Consider the following 19,917-nt stretch of genomic DNA (forward strand, 5'->3'; position numbering starts at 1 on the left):
TTTGAAGATGCTACATATGCTTTAAAAAAATACGTAAATTGCAGGGAGGATAGAAAAATGGATTTATTAACAGAATCTGTTAAATCAATGAACGGTTATAAGCTCCATATTGTTAATACAGATAAATATAAAACGAATACAATTGTTTGGAAAATGAAAGCGCCATTAAATAAAGAATCAGTAACCTTTAGAGCCTTATTACCCTATGTCTTACAAAGCAATAGTGAAAGCTATCCAACTACTGGAAAGCTTAGAACGTATTTAGATGAGCTTTATGGAGCAACTCTTTTTGTGGATTTAGCAAAAAAAGGTGAGTATCATATTATCAGTTTTTCAATGGAAGTTGCAAACGAAAAGTTTTTAGCTGACAGCTCAGCTCTGTTGAAAAAAGCATTTCAGTTTTTAGCGGAAATTTTAACAAAGCCTAATGTTCAAGGAGAATCATTTGAAAAAGAGACGGTGGAGAAGGAAAAAAGAACATTAAAGCAAAGAATTCAGTCCGTTTTTGACGATAAAATGCGTTACTCAAACTTTCGTCTAATTCAAGAAATGTGTGAAGAGGAACCATATTCTCTTCATGTTCATGGTGATAAGGATTCAGTTGACCAAATCACCGCTGAAAATCTGTATCAATATTATAAAAATGCTTTAAGTCAAGATGAATTGGACCTTTATGTCATCGGGGATGTGGATGAAAAGGAAGTTGAGTCTTTTGCTCATGAGCTTTTGCAGTTTGAGGATCGTAAGCCACAAAGTATTAGCTACTTAAACTACAGTAGAAAAAACAATGTTCATGAAGTAAAAGAAGAGCAGGATGTTAAGCAAGGAAAACTTAATATCGGGTATCGTACCAATGTAGTATATGGAGACGAAGATTATTATGCATTACAAGTATTCAATGGAATATTTGGAGGGTTCTCTCATTCTAAGCTTTTTATTAACGTAAGGGAAAAAGCCAGTCTTGCCTACTATGCTTCAAGTAGACTAGAGAGCCATAAAGGATTAATGATGGTTATGTCTGGCATTGAGAATAAAAATTATGATCAGGCTATTAGTATTATCAATGCTCAAATGGAAGCAATGAAAAATGGAGACTTTACAGATGATGAACTTGTACAGACAAAAGCAGTAATAAAAAATCAGTTGCTTGAGACGATTGATACTGCTAGAGGGATCGTTGAAATTCTATATCATAATGTTGTTTCCAAGAAGGATGTTACCATCAATGATTGGATGGAGAAAATGGATAGCACTTCAAAGGACGAAATTGTTGCAGTTGCAAGTAAAGTAACTTTAGATACCATTTACTTTTTAACTGGAAAGGAGGAAAAATAAATGGAAAAAATCACTTTCGATCAGTTACAGGAAGAATTGTTTTATGAAAAGCTTGAAAATGGTCTAGATGTGTATATTCTTCCGAAAGCTGGCTTTAACAAAACATATGCGACCTTTACAACAAAATATGGTTCGATCGATGATCATTTCCTCCCGCCGGGGAAGGAAGAAAGTGTGAAGGTTCCTGATGGAATCGCCCACTTTCTAGAGCATAAGCTTTTTGAAAAGGAAGATGGTGATGTTTTTCAGCAATTTAGTAAGCAAGGTGCATCTGCCAATGCATTTACTTCTTTTACGAGAACTGCTTATTTATTTTCTAGTACATCAAATGTGGAAAAAAATCTTGAAACTTTAATTGATTTTGTTCAAGAGCCATATTTTACTGAAAAAACGGTTGAGAAGGAAAAAGGAATCATAGGGCAAGAGATCACAATGTATGACGACAATCCGGACTGGAGACTGTATTTTGGATTAATTCAAAATATGTATAAAAATCATCCTGTGAAAATTGATATTGCCGGGACGATTGATTCAATTTCCCATATTACGAAAGATATGCTCTATGAGTGCTACCATACATTTTATCATCCGAGCAATATGCTATTATTTATCGTTGGCCCAATTGAACCAAATCAAATAATGAATCTTGTTAAGGATAACCAAGGAAAAAAGGAATATAGTGAATTACCAGAAATCAAACGCCTTTTTGAAGAAGAACCAACAGTCGTTGCAGAGGAAAAACAAGTTCTGCAAATGAATGTCCAAACATCAAAATGTTTAGTAGGTATAAAGGCAAAAAATGTTAATCAATCTGGAGAAGAAATGCTGAAGATGGAGCTTTGTATAAATGTTATGCTAGATATATTGTTTGGAAAAAGCTCTGATCATTATAGCTTATTATATAATGAAGGATTAATTGATGACTCGTTCTCGTATGATTATACCCAGGAAGCTGGTTTTGGTTTTGCGATGGTCGGTGGAGACACAGATGATCCTGATCGATTAGCCGATTCTCTAAAGAGTATCTTATTAAAAGGGAAAGAGAACGGTGTTATTACGAATGAAAGTTTAGAGAGAACAAAAAAGAAAAAAATTGGTGCTTTCCTTCGCGCCATTAATTCTCCTGAATACATTGCTAACCAGTTTACAAGGTATGCTTTTAATGAAATGAATTTATTTGATGTTGTTCCAACTCTTGAAGGAATTACGTTAGAAGATATTGAAGTCGCTGCGAATGAGCTATTATCTGAAGACAGATTTACGGTTTGTCAAGTTGTGCCTAAAAGATAAAATGTAAATAAAAAATCTTTGCATTTTCTAAATTATTCTTATACAAAATGATAAAAATGAACAGCGCCTTTTATGGCGCTTTATTTCTTTAAGAACTAAGAATAGCTTTGCTATTTCTTTGTCAATTGAAAAATGGAGTGGGAGATATGAAGAAACATGTATTAATAACTGGAGCGAGCGGTGGAATAGGGGGAGCCATCGCAGTTAAATTAGCGGAGGAAGGTTATCATTTATATTTACATTATCACGAGAATAAAAAGGCTATAGAGGATCTCTTGGTACGCCTTGAACCTTTTGGTGGAGAATATATACCAATTCAAGCAGATTTGTCTTCCAAAAAGGGATATAAAAAAGTAGTAAAAAATATTTTTTCACTTGATGCAATCATTCATAATAGCGGAGTAAGTCACTATGGTCTTTTATATGAGCTTGACGATGATGTAGCTGAATCATTAATTAATCTTCATGTGGCAACTCCGCTGCTGCTTACGAAGCAGCTCATTCCAAAATTGCTGTCAAAAGGGAGTGGCAATATTATTGTTATATCCTCTATTTGGGGGCAAACTGGAGCGGCTTGTGAAGTGGCCTATTCAACCGTTAAAGGTGCTCAAATCGCGTTTGTAAAGGCACTGAGTAAGGAGCTAGCCTTTAATGGTATTAGAGTTAATGCCGTAGCTCCTGGTGCAGTACAAACAGCCATGATGAAGGGCTTTTCATTCGAGGAGCTAGAGACGATAAAAAATGAAATACCGATGGGCAAACTTGCCTCTCCGGAGAATATAGCTGATTCCGTATCATTTCTTTTATCGGAAAAATCATCTTATATTACTGGTCAAGTACTGGCTGTTAACGGTGGATGGTATACATAAAGTGAAACTTCCATCAGTGAGGGGTTTTTCATCTCCCACTGATGGTTAGTTGCGGCCCACAGGAAGTGGGTCACAGACGTTGCCACACGATGTGGCGCTTTTAGTCTGTGTTCATTTTACGGGCTTTTACGGGCAGTTTCCCCCACCTATCTTCCTCGCTTCACTCTCAATCTTGAGGTGGTGGTCATACTGCCCGTTAATGCGGGATAAAATTGACACATAGCAAATATAAAGCATGAATATTTTTCTCTCTAATAAACAAAATAACAATGTACAGTGGTGTACAACATAGTTTTTTGAAGGAGGATAATTCATGTCTGTAATTGATAATTGGCAGCAGTGGAAAGACTTCCTTGGTGATCGTTTAGATCAGGGACAGCAGCAAGGAATGAATAAAGAAACAGTTAATCAACTTGCCTATCAAATCGGTGATTACTTAGCCAGGCAGGTAGATCCGAAAAATGAACAACAAAGAGTTCTTTCTGATATGTGGTCTGTTGCGGATAAAGATGAACAAATGGCAATTGCACATGTAATGGTGAAACTTGTCGAGAACAACAGTACACAACAATAATTTAGGAATGAAGAAGAGAGGGAGCCCCTCTCTTTTTTCAGTTGAATATGAATAATTTACTTTTTTACGTTATCGAGTCGGTTTTTCCTTTCATCTTTTTATGAAATCATATATTATAATAATGGTATTATATTGAGGTCAAATCATTGGTTCTATTGTATTTTAAAAAATAAAGAAGAACGGAACTAAAGGGGTGGGGCCTATTGGGTAAAACAGAGTGGTATTTAGAGTACGAAATTCAAAAGAACCGACCTGGTTTGCTAGGTGATATTTCGTCCCTTTTAGGAATGCTTTCAATTAACATAGTAACAATTAATGGTGTCGATGAAGGCCGAAGGGGATTGCTTATACTAGCAAAAAACAATGAACAAATTGTTCGCTTAGAGTCTATTTTACAGACAATGGATACAATAAAATTAATTAAACTGCGTGAACCAAAATTGAGGGATCGTCTCGCTGTTCGTCATGGAAGATACATACAAAGAGATGCGGATGATAAGAAAACATTCCGATTCGTAAGGGACGAGCTTGGACTATTAGTTGACTTTATGGCAGAATTATTTAAGCAAGATGGACACAAACTAATAGGAATAAGAGGAATGCCTCGTGTAGGAAAAACGGAGTCTATCGTCGCTTCAAGTGTATGTGCGAATAAAAGGTGGTTGTTTGTTTCTTCCACTCTTTTAAAACAAACGATACGCAGCCAATTGATTCATGATGAGTATAATGAGAACAATTTGTTTATTATTGATGGAATTGTATCATCAAGACGAGCAAATGAGCGTCATTGGCAGCTTATTCGTGAAATTATGCATATGAATGCTGTGAAAGTAGTAGAGCACCCAGATATTTTTGTTGAAAATACTGAGTATTCTATTGAAGATTTTGATTATATTATTGAACTGCGCAATGATCCTGAAGAAGAAATAAAATATGATATTGTCGATAAAACAAGGATGATCTCCGAGAATGATTTTGGAGGCTTTGATTTTTCGTGAGTTGGAAGGTGTTATAAATTGACAGAACTCGGTAATCGGCTAAAGGAAGCCCGATTGGCTAAAAATATGAGTCTTGATGACTTGCAAGTTGCTACAAAGATTCAAAAGCGTTATTTAATTGGGATTGAAGAAGGAAACTATAGTATGATGCCTGGACAATTCTACGTACGGGCTTTTATTAAACAATACGCAGAGGCAGTAGGATTGCATCCTGAAGAGATTTTTGAACAATATAAATCTGAAATTCCGTCAACCATTAATGAAGATATCCCAGAAAAGATATCAAGAGTTCAATCTAGGGAAAATATTTCTTCAGGTAATTCGAGAGTATTTGATATTCTTCCGAAATTATTAATTGCTCTCTTTGTTATTGGTGCTGCAGCTGCTTTATGGTATTTTTACACACAGAAAGGCAGTAATGACTCTGGAATAGAATCATCTGATAATAGTGGGACTGAAGAAGTAAAAATAGAAGAATCGGAAGACTTCGCTAAAGATTCCGATAAAAAGAAAAAAGAAGAAAATGAAACAATTGAAAATGATAATAATTCAGATGATGAAGTTATTGGGGAGGATGAAACGGAAGTAGAACCTCCTAAACAGGAAATATCGGTTGCAGAATCAAGCGGTAGAAAAACTGTCTATGAATTAAAAAATGCTGATAAGTTCGAATTAAAAGTAGCGTCGACAGGTGAAACATGGGTTAGCATCACGAACGAAAAGGGCGAATCATTCTTTCAAGGTACTCTAACTAAAGGTGGAAACGAGAGCCAAACCTTTGATTTTTCGAAAGAAACTGAAGCCTTCATTAAAATTGGTAAATCGACTGAGACCGAAATTTATATAAATGATGAAAAAATTGAGTTTGCCATTGATCCTGCTCAATCTGTCACACAGGATATTACCATTCGCTACTTACCGAGCAATGAATAGTCATCATTTTGATGACTATTTTCGCTTTATCACGAATACGGAGGAAAATCATGAATCTGCCAAATAAAATAACTATCTCAAGAATTTGCTTAATCCCGCTTTTTTTGATTGTGATGCTCGTTCCTTTTGAATGGGGAGATGTTTCGTTATTAGGTACTACTCTTCCTGTCACACATCTGGTCGGAGCATTGATTTTTATTTTTGCTTCTGCAACAGACTGGATTGATGGCCATTATGCAAGGAAGCTTAACCTTGTTACAAATTTCGGAAAATTTCTTGATCCACTTGCTGATAAATTGCTTGTTTCTGCAGCATTGATTGTCCTTGTTGAATTAGGGTTTGCGCCATCTTGGATCGTTATCATTATTATTAGCCGCGAATTTGCCGTTACTGGTCTGCGTCTTCTTCTTGCAGAAGGTGGCGAGGTAGTTGCCGCTAATATGTTAGGTAAAATTAAAACATGGACACAAATTGTTGCCATTTCTGCACTGCTATTACATAATATTATTTTCGAAATGTTTTCTATCCCATTTGCAGATATTGCCCTATGGATTGCGATGTTCTTTACCATATGGTCTGGCTGGGATTATTTTGTGAAAAATAAGCAAATATTCGATCATTCAAAATAAAATTACTTCATATAGTTTAAGCCAATACTGGCTCGATTAGAATTTTGATCATAAAATAATCTACTTTTGTTAGGTGGCGGATCGATGAATGCAGAAATCATTGCTGTTGGTTCTGAATTATTACTAGGTCAGATTGTCAATACAAATGCTCGTTTTATATCACAACAGCTTGCTGAACTAGGGATAAATGTATACTATCATACAGTTGTTGGAGATAATCCCCAACGTCTTAAGGATGCAATAGAAATTGCTGAAAGCCGTTCTAATCTTATTATTTTTACTGGAGGATTAGGTCCGACAAAGGATGATTTGACAAAAGAAACTATTGCTCGCCATTTAAACAAACAACTAATTATGGATGAACAAGCACTAAAGCAAATTGAACTTTATTTTGAGCGTTCCAATAGAATTATGACAGAAAATAATAAAAAGCAAGCAATTATTTTAGAAGATTCGCAAGTGTTGCCAAATGAGCATGGTATGGCTCCTGGGATGCTGCTAGATACTGATAATCATTTGTATATGCTTCTTCCAGGGCCGCCAAAAGAAATGGAACCGATGTTTTTAAAATATGGTTATTCCATCCTTCGTACAAAGCTTCATGATGAGGATGTAATTGTTTCTAGGGTATTAAGATTTTTCGGAATCGGTGAAGCGATGTTGGAAACGGAAATTGAGGATTTGATAGATTCTCAAAGCAATCCAACTATTGCACCGCTTGCTTCAGATGGAGAGGTCACCCTTAGATTGACTGCCAAACATAATCAAAAGGAAACTGCACTGCAGTTATTAGATGAAACAGAGGAAGCAATACTATCCCGTGTCGGTCATTATTTTTATGGTTATGATGATACATCCCTTATGAATGAGACTGTAAAATTGTTAAATGACAAAGCACTAACGATTAGTTGTGCGGAAAGTTTAACGGGAGGTATGTTCCAGCAGGAAATTACATCCATACCAGGTGCAAGTGCTATTCTCAAAGGCGGTGTTGTTTGCTATACGAATGAAGTAAAGACTAATGTTCTTAATATCTCTAAAAAGACAATTGAGGAAGAAGGCGTCGTAAGCGCACAGTGTGCTTTAGAATTAGCAGAAAATGTTTCTAAAATGATGAATGCTGATATTGGTATTAGCTTTACTGGAGTTGCAGGACCTGATCAACTCGAAGGAAAGACCATAGGAACCGTTTATATAGGAATTTTCATAAATGGGCAACCGATTCATGTAGAAGAACTTAATTTTGGAGGAACGAGAGAATCCATTCGTGCAAGAAGTGTAAAATATGGATGTTACCTTTTAATAAAGAGTTTGAAAAGAAATCAGAGTGCGAAATAAGGCACTCTGGTTTTTTTATATTTATTCCTTTGATCATTTCCCATTTTCAGATTTTTATTTGATTTGATATTAAATAAAAACATTCTTCTTGAAAATACCATTTTTCCATAGAGATTTTTATATTTTCCGTTCTTTACTAGATGAAAAAAAGACGAATGAATGTTCGAATTTATTCTCGACAAACACGATAAAAACAGTTATAGTTAAGTTAGGTAAAGAGACCAAAAGTTATCAAAGAGATTTTGGTTATTATAAAGGAGGAAGAATTAATGAGCGATCGTCAAGCCGCACTAGAAATGGCGTTAAAACAAATAGAAAAACAATTCGGTAAAGGCTCAATTATGAAGCTTGGAGAACAAACGGATCGGAAAATCTCCACCATTCCAAGCGGCTCTCTTGCACTAGATACTGCACTAGGAGTTGGGGGTTATCCAAGAGGCCGAATAATTGAAATTTATGGCCCTGAGAGCTCAGGTAAGACAACCGTTGCCTTACATGCTATTGCAGAAGTTCAAGCAGCAGGTGGACAAGCTGCATTTATCGATGCTGAACATGCACTTGATCCGGTCTATGCACAAAAGCTTGGCGTAAATATTGATGAATTATTGCTTTCCCAACCTGATACAGGTGAACAAGCTTTAGAGATAGCGGAAGCCCTTGTAAGAAGCGGTGCAGTAGATATTCTTGTCATTGACTCTGTTGCTGCTCTCGTGCCTAAGGCAGAGATTGAAGGGGAAATGGGAGACTCTCATGTCGGTTTACAGGCACGTCTTATGTCACAGGCCCTTCGTAAACTATCGGGAGCCATTAATAAATCAAAAACGATTGCTATTTTTATTAACCAGATTCGTGAAAAAGTAGGAGTTATGTTTGGGAATCCTGAAACAACACCAGGGGGACGTGCACTTAAATTCTATTCAACAATCCGTCTTGAAGTGCGCCGTGCTGAACAATTAAAGCAAGGTACTGATATAGTAGGTAATAAAACGAAGATTAAAGTCGTCAAGAATAAGGTTGCACCTCCATTCCGTGTAGCAGAAGTGGATATTATGTATGGAGAGGGAGTTTCCAAGGAAGGCGAAATTATTGATTTAGGATCTGAATTAGACATCGTTCAAAAGAGCGGTTCGTGGTATTCCTACAACGAAGAGCGCCTAGGCCAAGGGCGTGAAAATGCAAAGCAGTTTCTTAAGGAAAACCCTGAGATTCGCCTACAAATTCAAAAGCAAATCCGTGATCACTATGGCCTTGATGGTGAAATGGTTATTAGTGGCGATGAAGATCAAGAGGAATTTGAACTTATTGATTAATTGAGATTAAAGCAAAGCCGCCATTGAGAAGCAGCTTTGCTTTTTTATTTGACTTTTTCGAAACTGTGATAGACTTTAAACGATTAGAGTTGCTTAACTAAAACTGTTTAAAGAATACATTGTCATATAACAATGCTTAAATCGACAAAGCCTTGACAATGAAATTCCACACCTTTACAATTAAACATGTATATTTTACATTTTAAAATGAATGAAAACACGTTGAAAAGCCTTTGCGCTGTATGTTGAAAGGACAATATACATGCCGACACTTTAGAAACGTAACACAAACAAGTTCATAGCAAGAGGAGGTGAAATGATGGATGATTTAATATTAGCAATCATCATCTCCAGTTTGCTTGGCCTATTCGTCGGTGCAGTTGTTAGTTATTTTGTTAGTAAGTCCATTGCTCAAGCAAAGATTGCAGGAGCCAAGGATTCTGCAGATCAGATTTTGGAAGATGCAAACCGTGAAGCAGAAGCTTTAAAGAAAGAAGCATTGCTAGAGGCAAAGGATGAGATTCACAAGCTTCGTTCTGAAGCGGAGCGTGAAATTCGTGATCGAAGAAATGAGCTTCAAAAACAAGAAAATCGTTTACTACAAAAAGAAGAAAATCTTGATCGTAAAGATGAAACGTTAGATAAGCGTGAAACACTTTTAGAGAAGAGGGACGATTCTCTTAACAAAAGACAACAGCATATTGAAGAGATGGAAAGCAAAGTGGACGAGATGGTACGAGCACAACAAGCTGAGCTGGAACGCATCTCGGGCTTAACTCGTGAAGAGGCAAAGTCCATCATTTTGGAGCGAGTCGAGCAGGAAGTGGCTCATGATGTCGCGTTAATGATCAAAGAGAGCGAAATTAGAGCGAAAGAGGAAGCCGATAAGAAGGCGAAAGATATTTTGTCACTGGCAATCCAACGATGCGCAGCGGATCATGTTGCGGAGACAACTGTTTCAGTTGTCAACCTTCCTAATGATGAGATGAAAGGTCGGATCATCGGAAGAGAAGGCCGAAATATCCGAACGCTAGAAACGCTGACAGGAATTGATCTCATTATTGATGATACTCCAGAAGCAGTCATCTTATCTGGATTTGATCCAATTCGCCGTGAAACTGCTCGTTTAGCTTTAGACAAGCTTGTTCAGGATGGACGAATTCATCCTGCACGGATTGAAGAAATGGTTGATAAGGCACGCCGAGAAGTAGATGAGCATATCCGTGAAATTGGTGAACAGACTACATTTGAAGTTGGTGTTCATGGACTTCATCCAGATCTCATTAAAATTCTAGGTCGACTTAAATTTAGAACAAGTTATGGCCAGAATGTATTAAAGCATTCAATGGAAGTAGCGCAATTATCGGGACTGCTTGCTGCTGAATTGGGACAAGATGAGACGTTGGCACGCCGTGCAGGTTTACTCCATGATATTGGAAAAGCAATCGACCATGAAGTTGAAGGAAGCCATGTTGAAATTGGTGTTGAGCTTGCTACAAAATATAAAGAGCACCCAGTAGTTATTAACAGTATTGCTTCACATCATGGGGACACTGAGCCTACTTCAATTATTGCCGTTTTAGTGGCTGCAGCTGATGCACTTTCTGCAGCGAGACCTGGAGCAAGAAGAGAGACTCTTGAAAACTATATCCGTCGTCTTGAAAAGCTTGAGGAAATTTCTGAATCTTATGAGGGTGTAGAAAAATCATTTGCTATTCAAGCTGGCCGAGAAATTCGTATCTTAGTAAAACCAGAGCAAATCGATGATCTTGAAGCACATCGACTAGCAAGAGATATAAGGAAAAAGATAGAAGAAGAGCTTGATTATCCAGGACATATTAAAGTAACGGTTATTCGTGAAACACGAGCCGTGGAATATGCAAAATAAAGCGGTGCACTTAGCATCGCTTTATTTTTTTGAGTAAAGGAAATAAAATAATAAATAGGTGTATGAAACAATTAAGAAATAAACGATGAAGGGAAAAATTCATGAATATATTATTTGTAGGAGATGTAGTAGGCTCCATGGGTCGTGATATGATCAAGGAATATGTTCCAAAGTTAAAGGAAAAGTATCGTCCTCAAATTACGATCATTAATGGGGAAAATGCTGCAGGTGGAAAGGGAATAACGGAAAAGATTTATAGAGGCTTTTTAGAAACTGGTGCTCAAGCTGTAACACTAGGCAATCATACGTGGGATAATAAGGAAATTTTTGATTTTATAGATGATGCTAAATATTTGGTTCGTCCCGCTAACTTTCCGGAAGGAAATCCGGGGAAGGGAATTGTATATTTAAAATACAACACAGAAGAAATTGCCATTATTAGTCTTCAAGGACGAACATTTTTACCTGCTATTGATTGTCCTTTCAAAAAAGCAGATGAACTGGTACAAGAAGCGAGGAAAAGAACGCCTTTTATTTTTGTAGACTTCCATGCAGAAGCTACAAGCGAAAAGCAGGCAATGGGATGGTATCTGGATGGGAAAGTATCTGCAGTAGTTGGAACGCACACACATGTGCAAACAGCCGACAATCGTATTTTACCAGGGGGTACGGCGTTTATGTCTGATGTAGGTATGACAGGTCCGTATGATGGGATTCTGGGTGTTGAAAGAGATGCTGTAATAAAAAGATTCTTAATGAGTATGCCTGTGAGGTTTGAAGTTCCTAAAGAGGGACGAGCACAATTGAGTGCCGTATTAATAGATTTAGAAAATAAAACAGGTAAAGCCAAAAAAATAGAACGAATATTAATTAATGAAGACCATCCATTTTATTCATAAAAAAACAGATATAAATTGTTCTTAAAGTGCTTACACTTTTCTATACACTTAGAAAGTATAAATTGTCAGCGTAGAAGATGTTTCGACGTAGTTGCTAATTTTTGGAATTAAGTACGACGGACAGGATGTCCTAGTCGGGCGAATGCCACAGGACGTGGCAGGTATGAGCGCGATAAGTGCAACTACGCCTCTGTCTTCACCTTTCCAAGGCTCGCCAATCGGCGAGTTTTCTTTATGTTTCATCCTTTATTTTGTCCAAGCCGGAATATGTGAATAAAGAACTGAATATAGTAGCAATGGAATGATATATACCTTATATGTTCATTTCCAGAAAAGCTATACAAAGTTGGTTGTATCCTTTGCCAGTGTTTATCACTTTAATTTTTTGTTTTTGCATTGCAGTTCGCAAATCAAGAAGGAAAGGGAGCAGCTAGGTTATGAACATGCGGGAGGGATAAAACAAGGAGGAGCTAGGAATGGAAATATTAAAAGTTTCAGCAAAATCTAATCCTAATTCTGTAGCAGGTGCGCTTGCAGGTGTTTTGCGCGAAAGAGGCGGAGCTGAGATCCAGGCGATTGGTGCAGGTGCATTAAACCAGGCGGTAAAGGCAGTAGCTATCGCAAGAGGATTTGTAGCGCCTAGCGGAGTGGATTTGATTTGTATCCCAGCATTTACAGATATAAAAATTGATGGGGAAGAACGAACAGCAATAAAGCTGATTGTGGAACCTAGATAATGTAATGAGATTATTGAAAGGTGCCTGTTTGCAAATAAAGCAAACAGGTTCTTTTTTAGATAAAGAAATCGAAATTAGGAACAATTTTAGTCAACTTAATTAGTATATTTTTATTAATCATAAAATATTCACATTTTCGACAATAATTAGTCGTAAAGGGTTGCTTTTTTTAAGACTTAGGTCTAGAATTGAAAGCGTTTAGTACCCAATCAAAATTTTTACATATTACCTTTTTTTATGATTTTGAATGAGTGCTATACTTATTTAAATTAAACGTTTTTACATATCTTTTTAACGTATCCAAAGGGGTGTAAGTCATGATCAATCAACTTTCGTGGAAAGTTGGCGGGCAGCAAGGTGAAGGTATAGAAAGCACTGGAGAAATATTCTCTATCGCGTTAAACCGGTTAGGCTACTACTTGTATGGATACCGCCATTTCTCATCGCGTATTAAAGGCGGTCATACAAACAATAAGATCCGTGTAAGCACTAGTCAAGTTAGGTCTATTTCAGACGACCTTGATATTTTGGTAGCATTTGATCAAGAAACAATCGATTTAAATTACAAGGAACTTCATGATAAAGGTGTTATCATTGCTGATGCAAAGTTCAGTCCTATTAAGCCTGAAGATACAGAGGCTAAAATGTATGCAGTTCCATTTACAGATTTAGCAGCTGAACTCGGGACATCCCTTATGAAAAACATGGTTGCTGTTGGTGCAACATGCGCAGTGCTGAACTTAGATATTAGCGTATTTGAAGTAGTAGTTCAAGAGATATTTGGCCGAAAAGGACAACAAGTTGTTGATAAAAATATGGAAGCTGTAAAAGCTGGCTTTGATTTTATGAAAGAAAATCTTGGAGATACAGCAGAATTAATGGAACTTGAAAAAGCGGATGGCAAGCAACGCTTGTTCATGATTGGTAACGATGCAATTGCTTTAGGTGCTCTTGCAGGAGGTTGCCGTTTCATGGCTGCATATCCTATTACACCAGCTTCAGAAATCATGGAATATTTAATTGCAAAATTGCCTCAACTGGGCGGAGCAGTCATTCAGACAGAAGATGAAATTGCTGCGGTTACAATGGCAATTGGTGCAAACTATGGTGGAGTACGTGCTTTAACTGCATCCTCAGGACCTGGTTTATCATTGAAAATGGAGGCAATAGGCTTATCTGGAATCACAGAAACTCCATTAGTAATAGTTGATACACAGCGTGGCGGTCCTTCAACAGGAATGCCGACAAAGCAGGAGCAATCTGACTTAATGGCAATGATTTACGGTACTCATGGCGAAATTCCAAAAATTGTTATAGCACCAAGTACAGTTCAAGAAGCATTCTATGATACTGCAGAAGCATTTAACCTAGCAGAAGAGTATCAATGTCCTGTCATTGTCCTATCTGACCTTCAGCTTTCTTTAGGTAAGCAAACTGTTGAGCCGCTAGAATTTGATCAAATTGAAATTCGCCGTGGCAAGCTTTTAACAGGTGAATTACCAGAAGTTGAAAATAAGGGCTACTTTAAGCGTTATGAAGTAACAGAAGATGGCATCTCTCCACGAGTAATTCCTGGAATGAAAAATGGAATCCACCATGTAACCGGTGTAGAGCATGATGAAACAGGTAAGCCATCAGAATCTGCAGCAAACCGTAATGCACAAATGGATAAGCGATTCCGTAAGATTGAAAATATAACATTCAAAACACCAGTTTATAAATATGCTCCACATGCAGAGGCAGATTTATTAATTGTCGGCTTTAATTCAACACGTGGTGCAATAGAAGAAGCTGTAGTTCGACTTGAAAAAGATGGAATAAAAGTTAACCATGCACAAGTACGTTTAATTCATCCGTTCCCAACAGAAGAATTACTGCCGCTCGTAAAATCTGCTAAAAAGATTGTTGTTGTTGAAAACAACGCAACTGGGCAATTGGCAAATATTATGAAGATGAATGTCGGACATGCTGAGAAGATTCATAATCAATTAAAGTACGACGGAAATCCATTCTTGCCACATGAAATTCACACAAATTGCAAGGAGTTGTTCTAAATGGCAACATTTAAAGATTTTCGAAATAATGTAAAACCAAACTGGTGCCCTGGCTGTGGAGACTTCTCTGTGCAAGCGGCTATCCAGCGTGCGGCTGCAAATGTTGGTTTAGAGCCTGAAAATCTAGCTGTCATTTCAGGTATTGGATGTTCTGGACGTATTTCTGGATATATTAATTCGTATGGCTTACATGGTATTCACGGCCGTTCTCTTCCAATTGCTCAAGGAGTGAAAATGGCAAATCGAGATTTAACTGTTATCGCTTCTGGCGGTGATGGAGATGGATTTGCAATTGGTATGGGGCATACTATCCATGCGATTCGTCGTAATCTAAATATTACTTATATCGTTATGGATAACCAAATTTATGGGTTAACTAAAGGTCAAACTTCACCTCGTTCAGCAGCTGGTTTTAAAACAAAATCAACTCCTGAAGGATCAATTGAGCAAGCTATTGCCCCAATGGAAATGGCATTAACAGTAGGTGCGACATTTGTAGCTCAAAGTTTCTCTACCGATCTTAAGGATTTAACAGCATTAATTGAAGAAGGGATTAAACATGACGGATTCTCTTTAATTAATGTTTTCAGTCCATGTGTAACTTACAATAAAGTTAATACATATGATTGGTTTAAAGAGAATTTAACTAAGCTTAGTGATATTGAAGGGTATGATTCTTCTAATCGTGCAATGGCAATGCAAACATTAATGAATCACAACGGCTTAGTAACAGGTTTAATTTATCAAGATACTGAGCGAAAATCATATCAAGAGCTGTTAAAAGGTTATTCAGAAACGCCATTAACTCAAGCTGATCTTAAATTAGATCAAGCATACTTTGATAAATTAGTGGAAGAATTTATGTAAAATATTGTGCTCCGTCTTAATGGTGCATTATATATCATGAGAAGAAGCCCCAATTTTGGGCTTCTTCTTTTTAGCTAATAGAAATATTTAAGTTTATTAACATACTAAATTAAAGTGTGTGTTCAATTTAATATCGGCTAATAAGATCGCATAAGAAAAAACTAAGGCATTCGCCAAAAAGGACTTGTCGAACGCCAAGTTTTTCTAATGTATTTTTTACTTTTGTAATCTTTTTATTAGTGTGATTGATATCACGTACAAAACGATAAAGTTCTTATAAGATTATGATTTGTGGATTGTATAAAATAGAAGTAATAGGTAATGTGTAGAGGCTTTGTAACAGGTTTTCTATTGTTTTAAAAGCGTAAAGGCTATATACTATTATAATGTGTATTACTTTATTCTCCCAATAACGAACTTTAATAAAAAAAAGTGAATATATATATGTTTATTCTCTTAGGCCATTAATAAAGAAAGGGGATCAAAATATGAATGAAAAACAAAGAATTGAAGGACAACAAGTGACTACTGCAAATCCATCGGACAAAAAATCCGAAAAGGATTACAGTAAATATTTTGAAGCAGTTTATACACCACCTTCATTAAAAGAAGCAAAAAAACGTGGTAAAGAAGAAGTAAAATATCAGAATGATTTTAATATCCCAGAAGAATTCCGTGGAATGGGTAATAACCGAAAATTTTATATCCGCACATATGGCTGTCAAATGAATGAACATGATACTGAAGTAATGGCTGGTATCTTTTTAGCACTTGGTTATGAACCAACAGATACGGTAGAGGATGCAAATGTCATTTTATTAAATACATGTGCGATTCGTGAGAATGCGGAAAATAAGGTATTTGGCGAGCTTGGTCATTTGAAGCATTTGAAGAGAGAAAGACCAGATCTATTACTAGGTGTATGTGGTTGTATGTCACAAGAAGAATCGGTTGTTAATAAAATTTTAAAAACATACACTCAAGTAGATATGATTTTTGGAACTCATAATATTCACCGTTTACCAAATATTTTACATGAAGCCTATATGTCAAAGGAAATAGTTGTTGAAGTATGGTCAAAAGAGGGAGATGTCATTGAGAATCTTCCAAAGGTACGTCAAGGACATATTAAGGCATGGGTTAATATTATGTATGGCTGTGATAAGTTCTGTACTTACTGTATTGTTCCATATACACGCGGTAAAGAGCGGAGCCGCAGACCAGAAGATATCATTCAAGAGGTAAGACAATTAGCAGCTCAAGGCTATAAAGAAATTACTCTTCTAGGTCAAAATGTGAATGCATATGGAAAAGACTTTGAAGATATGAAGTATGGTCTTGGCGATTTAATGGATGAGATTCGTAAGATTGATATCCCTCGAATTCGTTTTACTACGAGCCATCCACGTGATTTTGATGATCACCTTATTGAAGTATTAGCTAATGGCGGCAATCTCCTTGAGCATATTCACCTGCCAGTTCAATCAGGCTCTACTGAAGTTCTAAAAATCATGGCACGTAAATACACAAGAGAGCAATATTTAGAACTTGTTAGAAAAATCAAGGCTGCGATTCCAAATGCGTCATTTACAACAGATATTATTGTCGGCTATCCAAATGAAACAGAGGAACAATTCGAAGAAACGCTGTCACTATATCGTGAGGTAGGCTATGAATCAGCCTATACATTCATTTATTCTCCACGTGAGGGTACACCTGCAGCTAAAATGCAGGACAATGTTCCAATGGAAGTGAAGAAGGAACGATTACAGCGACTGAATGCTGTTGTTAATGAGCTTTCTGCTGAGGCAATGAAGAAGTATCAAGATAAAACCGTAGAAGTATTAGTAGAAGGTGAAAGTAAAAATAATCCTGAAGTGTTAGCGGGCTATACTAGAAAAAATAAGCTTGTAAACTTCATTGGACCGAAATCTGCAATTGGAAAGATTGTAAAAGTAAAAATTAATGATGCTAAAACATGGTCATTAAACGGAGAAATGATTGAAGAATTAGATGCTGTAGAGGTGGAGTAAGATGGCGAAGTATACAAAGGATGATATCGTTGCCCGTGCAAAGGAGCTTGCACAAATGATTGCTGAAACGGAAGAAGTAGATTTTTTTAAACGTGCTGAAGCTCAAATTCAAGAAAACGAAAAGGTTCGTTCAACTATTTCTAATATTAAGGGATTACAAAAGCAAGCTGTAAACCTTCAGCATTTTGGAAAACAAGAGGCATTAAAAAAGACAGAAGATAAAATTGATGCACTCCAAAATGAATTAGACGAAATTCCGGTTGTACAGGAATTTAAACAATCTCAAGTAGAAGTAAATGAATTGCTGCAATTAGTAGCATCTGCAATTTCGAACGCGGTAACAGATGAAATCATTACTTCAACGGGTGGAAACTTATTGAGTGGAGAAACTGGATCACACATAAAAAATAGCAGCTGTTCACATCATTAAAAGAATGATTAATAAAAGAACCCTGGGACTGATTTTCAGTCCCAGGGTTCTTTTGATATATAAAAAAGGAGGTAATGTGGCCTTGGTTTGGGTTGTGGAGGCCATATTTTATATCTAATTTTATTATATTTAAAAGTGGCCGAGCTGTATCCGCATTTGATTTAGGACAAACACATATTTTTAAGAACTGTTTAATAAGTTGAACCCCTTTCTAAAATGTGACATAGGATAGTAGCCTAACAGACCGGAACAATTGCCCTGAAAATGCATATCATGAAATATGCCTATACTTTTACCTAACATTCATCAAGAATTATCGCACACTAGTCTAATATCCCGCATAGGATGAAATGAAAATGAATGAGGAGGTTCGCTCGCAATGGGAGAATACAGAGAGATTATAACCAAAGCGGTCGTAGCGAAAGGACGGAAATTTACGCAGTCCAATCATACGATTTGCCCTAAACACAATCCTTCAAGCATTCTTGGCTGCTGGATAATAAACCATAAATACGAGGCGAAAAAGGTCGGGAAAACAGTCGAAGTTTGCGGCACTTATGACATTAACGTTTGGTATTCCTTTGACAATAACACAAGAACAGAAGTTGTTACTGAACGTCTTGAATATAAAGATGTCATTAAACTAAAATACCGTGACCCAGATTGTTTAGATGATCATGAAGTAATCGCACGGGTATTACAACAGCCGAACTGCTCTGAATGTGTCATTTCCCCTAACGGAAATAAAATCATCGTTCATGTAGAGAGAGAATTCCTCGTTGAAGTCATCGGAGAAACAAAGGTATGTGTATCTGTTCATCATGGAAAATGCGATTGTGATGATGAGGATGATGAGTGGGGATCAGAAGTCGATGATGAGGAATTTGAAGAGTTGGATCCGTATTTCTTAGTAGGAGACGAAGAGGAATAGAAAAACTAGGAGGTTTTGCTTCCTAGTTTTTTTCTTTTTTTACAATTGGACTTTTTATTTTAAAATTTCTGAATTTATTATATAATAATGGGATAATTATTAGGAGGTTTTTTAATGGACAATTATTTGCTATTTGTCTTTATGTCTATTCTGCTTATAATTCTACCAGGACCCGATACAGCGATCATTACAAAGAACACGATATCGAATCGAAAAGCAGCAGGTATGAAAACAACTTTTGGCACACTTACAGCACTCCTAATTCATACTCTCGCTGCCGTGTTTGGTCTATCTGCACTTATTTTAAAATCAGCTTTTCTTTTTTCAATATTAAAATATGTAGGAGCCATTTATTTAATTTTTCTAGGATGTAAATCGATAATAATTTTAATGAAAAAACAAAATCATGCTTCTGATGCAAATGATCATCAAAGAAAATATGAGAATAAATCTTTTTTTCGTCAAGGATTTCTAACAAATCTACTCAATCCAAAGGTGGCCGTGTTTTTTCTTACCTTTTTGCCACAATTCGCTGGGAAAGGCGATAATGCTCTTTTAGAATTTTTAGCTTTAGGCTTAACTTATACGGTATTAACTTTATTTTGGTTCCTTATTTATATTTATTTAATTAACTTAATAAGTGAATTTATGAAAAAGCCTTCAACAATAAGAGTTGTCGAAGGGTTAACAGGAGGGGTACTCATCCTATTTGGAATTAAATTAGCTTTTGAACAAAATTAATATTGTCTATTTCTTTTTATGCTAAAATGAAAAATGGAAAAAAAGATACTTAAAAGGGTGA

The 19,917-nt window shown here is 36.5% G+C and carries 18 protein-coding genes; all 18 read left to right on the forward strand.

Features of this window, described 5'->3' with window-relative positions:
• Positions 1-57 precede the first annotated feature (57 nt).
• The 18 genes from yfmF to FSZ17_RS10305 all read left to right on the forward strand — a co-directional run bounded on the left by yfmF (position 58) and on the right by FSZ17_RS10305 (position 19,856).
• The gene (gene yfmF, locus FSZ17_RS10220) at positions 58-1,335 is read left to right on the forward strand and encodes an EF-P 5-aminopentanol modification-associated protein YfmF (protein ID WP_057769941.1); all 1,278 of its coding nucleotides are present in this window, start codon (positions 58-60) and stop codon (positions 1,333-1,335) included.
• Positions 1,336-2,625, forward strand: a complete 1,290-nt coding sequence (gene yfmH, locus FSZ17_RS10225) for an EF-P 5-aminopentanol modification-associated protein YfmH (protein WP_057769943.1) — start codon at positions 1,336-1,338, stop codon at positions 2,623-2,625.
• A 146-nt stretch (positions 2,626-2,771) separates the two neighbouring features.
• The gene (gene ymfI, locus FSZ17_RS10230) at positions 2,772-3,494 is read left to right on the forward strand and encodes an elongation factor P 5-aminopentanone reductase (RefSeq protein WP_057769944.1); all 723 of its coding nucleotides are present in this window, start codon (positions 2,772-2,774) and stop codon (positions 3,492-3,494) included.
• Between the two features lie 313 nt (positions 3,495-3,807).
• Positions 3,808-4,068, forward strand: a complete 261-nt coding sequence (locus FSZ17_RS10235; protein ID WP_057769945.1) for a DUF3243 domain-containing protein — start codon at positions 3,808-3,810, stop codon at positions 4,066-4,068.
• A gap of 203 nt (positions 4,069-4,271) precedes the next feature.
• Entirely contained in the window at positions 4,272-5,066 is a 795-nt protein-coding gene (locus FSZ17_RS10240; RefSeq protein WP_057769946.1) for a DUF3388 domain-containing protein, read from the forward strand.
• 18 nt (positions 5,067-5,084) lie between these two features.
• The gene (locus tag FSZ17_RS10245; RefSeq protein ID WP_057769948.1) at positions 5,085-5,999 is read left to right on the forward strand and encodes a helix-turn-helix domain-containing protein; all 915 of its coding nucleotides are present in this window, start codon (positions 5,085-5,087) and stop codon (positions 5,997-5,999) included.
• Between the two features lie 50 nt (positions 6,000-6,049).
• Positions 6,050-6,628 (forward strand): CDP-diacylglycerol--glycerol-3-phosphate 3-phosphatidyltransferase, encoded by a 579-nt coding sequence (gene pgsA, locus FSZ17_RS10250; RefSeq protein ID WP_057769949.1) that lies wholly within the window; start codon positions 6,050-6,052, stop codon positions 6,626-6,628.
• Between the two features lie 84 nt (positions 6,629-6,712).
• On the forward strand, positions 6,713-7,966 hold the full coding sequence (locus tag FSZ17_RS10255) for a competence/damage-inducible protein A (RefSeq protein ID WP_057769950.1): 1,254 nt from the start codon (positions 6,713-6,715) through the stop codon (positions 7,964-7,966).
• A gap of 269 nt (positions 7,967-8,235) precedes the next feature.
• Positions 8,236-9,276 (forward strand): recombinase RecA, encoded by a 1,041-nt coding sequence (gene recA, locus FSZ17_RS10260; protein WP_057769951.1) that lies wholly within the window; start codon positions 8,236-8,238, stop codon positions 9,274-9,276.
• 319 nt (positions 9,277-9,595) lie between these two features.
• On the forward strand, positions 9,596-11,164 hold the full coding sequence (gene rny / locus FSZ17_RS10265; RefSeq protein WP_057769952.1) for a ribonuclease Y: 1,569 nt from the start codon (positions 9,596-9,598) through the stop codon (positions 11,162-11,164).
• 101 nt (positions 11,165-11,265) lie between these two features.
• On the forward strand, positions 11,266-12,063 hold the full coding sequence (locus tag FSZ17_RS10270; protein WP_057769954.1) for a TIGR00282 family metallophosphoesterase: 798 nt from the start codon (positions 11,266-11,268) through the stop codon (positions 12,061-12,063).
• 476 nt (positions 12,064-12,539) lie between these two features.
• Positions 12,540-12,800 carry a stage V sporulation protein SpoVS gene (gene spoVS, locus FSZ17_RS10275; RefSeq protein ID WP_009791522.1) on the forward strand — a complete coding sequence of 87 codons (261 nt, stop codon included), beginning with the start codon at positions 12,540-12,542 and terminating at the stop codon, positions 12,798-12,800.
• A gap of 317 nt (positions 12,801-13,117) precedes the next feature.
• Complete coding sequence (locus tag FSZ17_RS10280) at positions 13,118-14,854, forward strand: 2-oxoacid:acceptor oxidoreductase subunit alpha (protein ID WP_057769955.1); 1,737 nt, start codon at positions 13,118-13,120, stop codon at positions 14,852-14,854.
• Complete coding sequence (locus FSZ17_RS10285; RefSeq protein WP_057769956.1) at positions 14,855-15,721, forward strand: 2-oxoacid:ferredoxin oxidoreductase subunit beta; 867 nt, start codon at positions 14,855-14,857, stop codon at positions 15,719-15,721.
• Between the two features lie 488 nt (positions 15,722-16,209).
• Complete coding sequence (gene miaB, locus FSZ17_RS10290; RefSeq protein ID WP_057769958.1) at positions 16,210-17,754, forward strand: tRNA (N6-isopentenyl adenosine(37)-C2)-methylthiotransferase MiaB; 1,545 nt, start codon at positions 16,210-16,212, stop codon at positions 17,752-17,754.
• A gap of 1 nt (position 17,755) precedes the next feature.
• Complete coding sequence (locus tag FSZ17_RS10295) at positions 17,756-18,184, forward strand: YlbF/YmcA family competence regulator (RefSeq protein WP_057769959.1); 429 nt, start codon at positions 17,756-17,758, stop codon at positions 18,182-18,184.
• A gap of 379 nt (positions 18,185-18,563) precedes the next feature.
• A complete protein-coding gene (locus FSZ17_RS10300; RefSeq protein ID WP_057769961.1) occupies positions 18,564-19,115 on the forward strand; it encodes an outer spore coat protein CotE in 552 nt (183 codons plus the stop codon).
• 114 nt (positions 19,116-19,229) lie between these two features.
• Positions 19,230-19,856 carry a LysE family translocator gene (locus FSZ17_RS10305; protein ID WP_057769963.1) on the forward strand — a complete coding sequence of 209 codons (627 nt, stop codon included), beginning with the start codon at positions 19,230-19,232 and terminating at the stop codon, positions 19,854-19,856.
• The last annotated feature ends 61 nt before the right edge of the window (positions 19,857-19,917 follow it).

This window comes from Cytobacillus dafuensis (assembly GCF_007995155.1).
In the GTDB taxonomy this organism is placed as follows: domain Bacteria; phylum Bacillota; class Bacilli; order Bacillales; family Cytobacillaceae; genus Cytobacillus; species Cytobacillus dafuensis.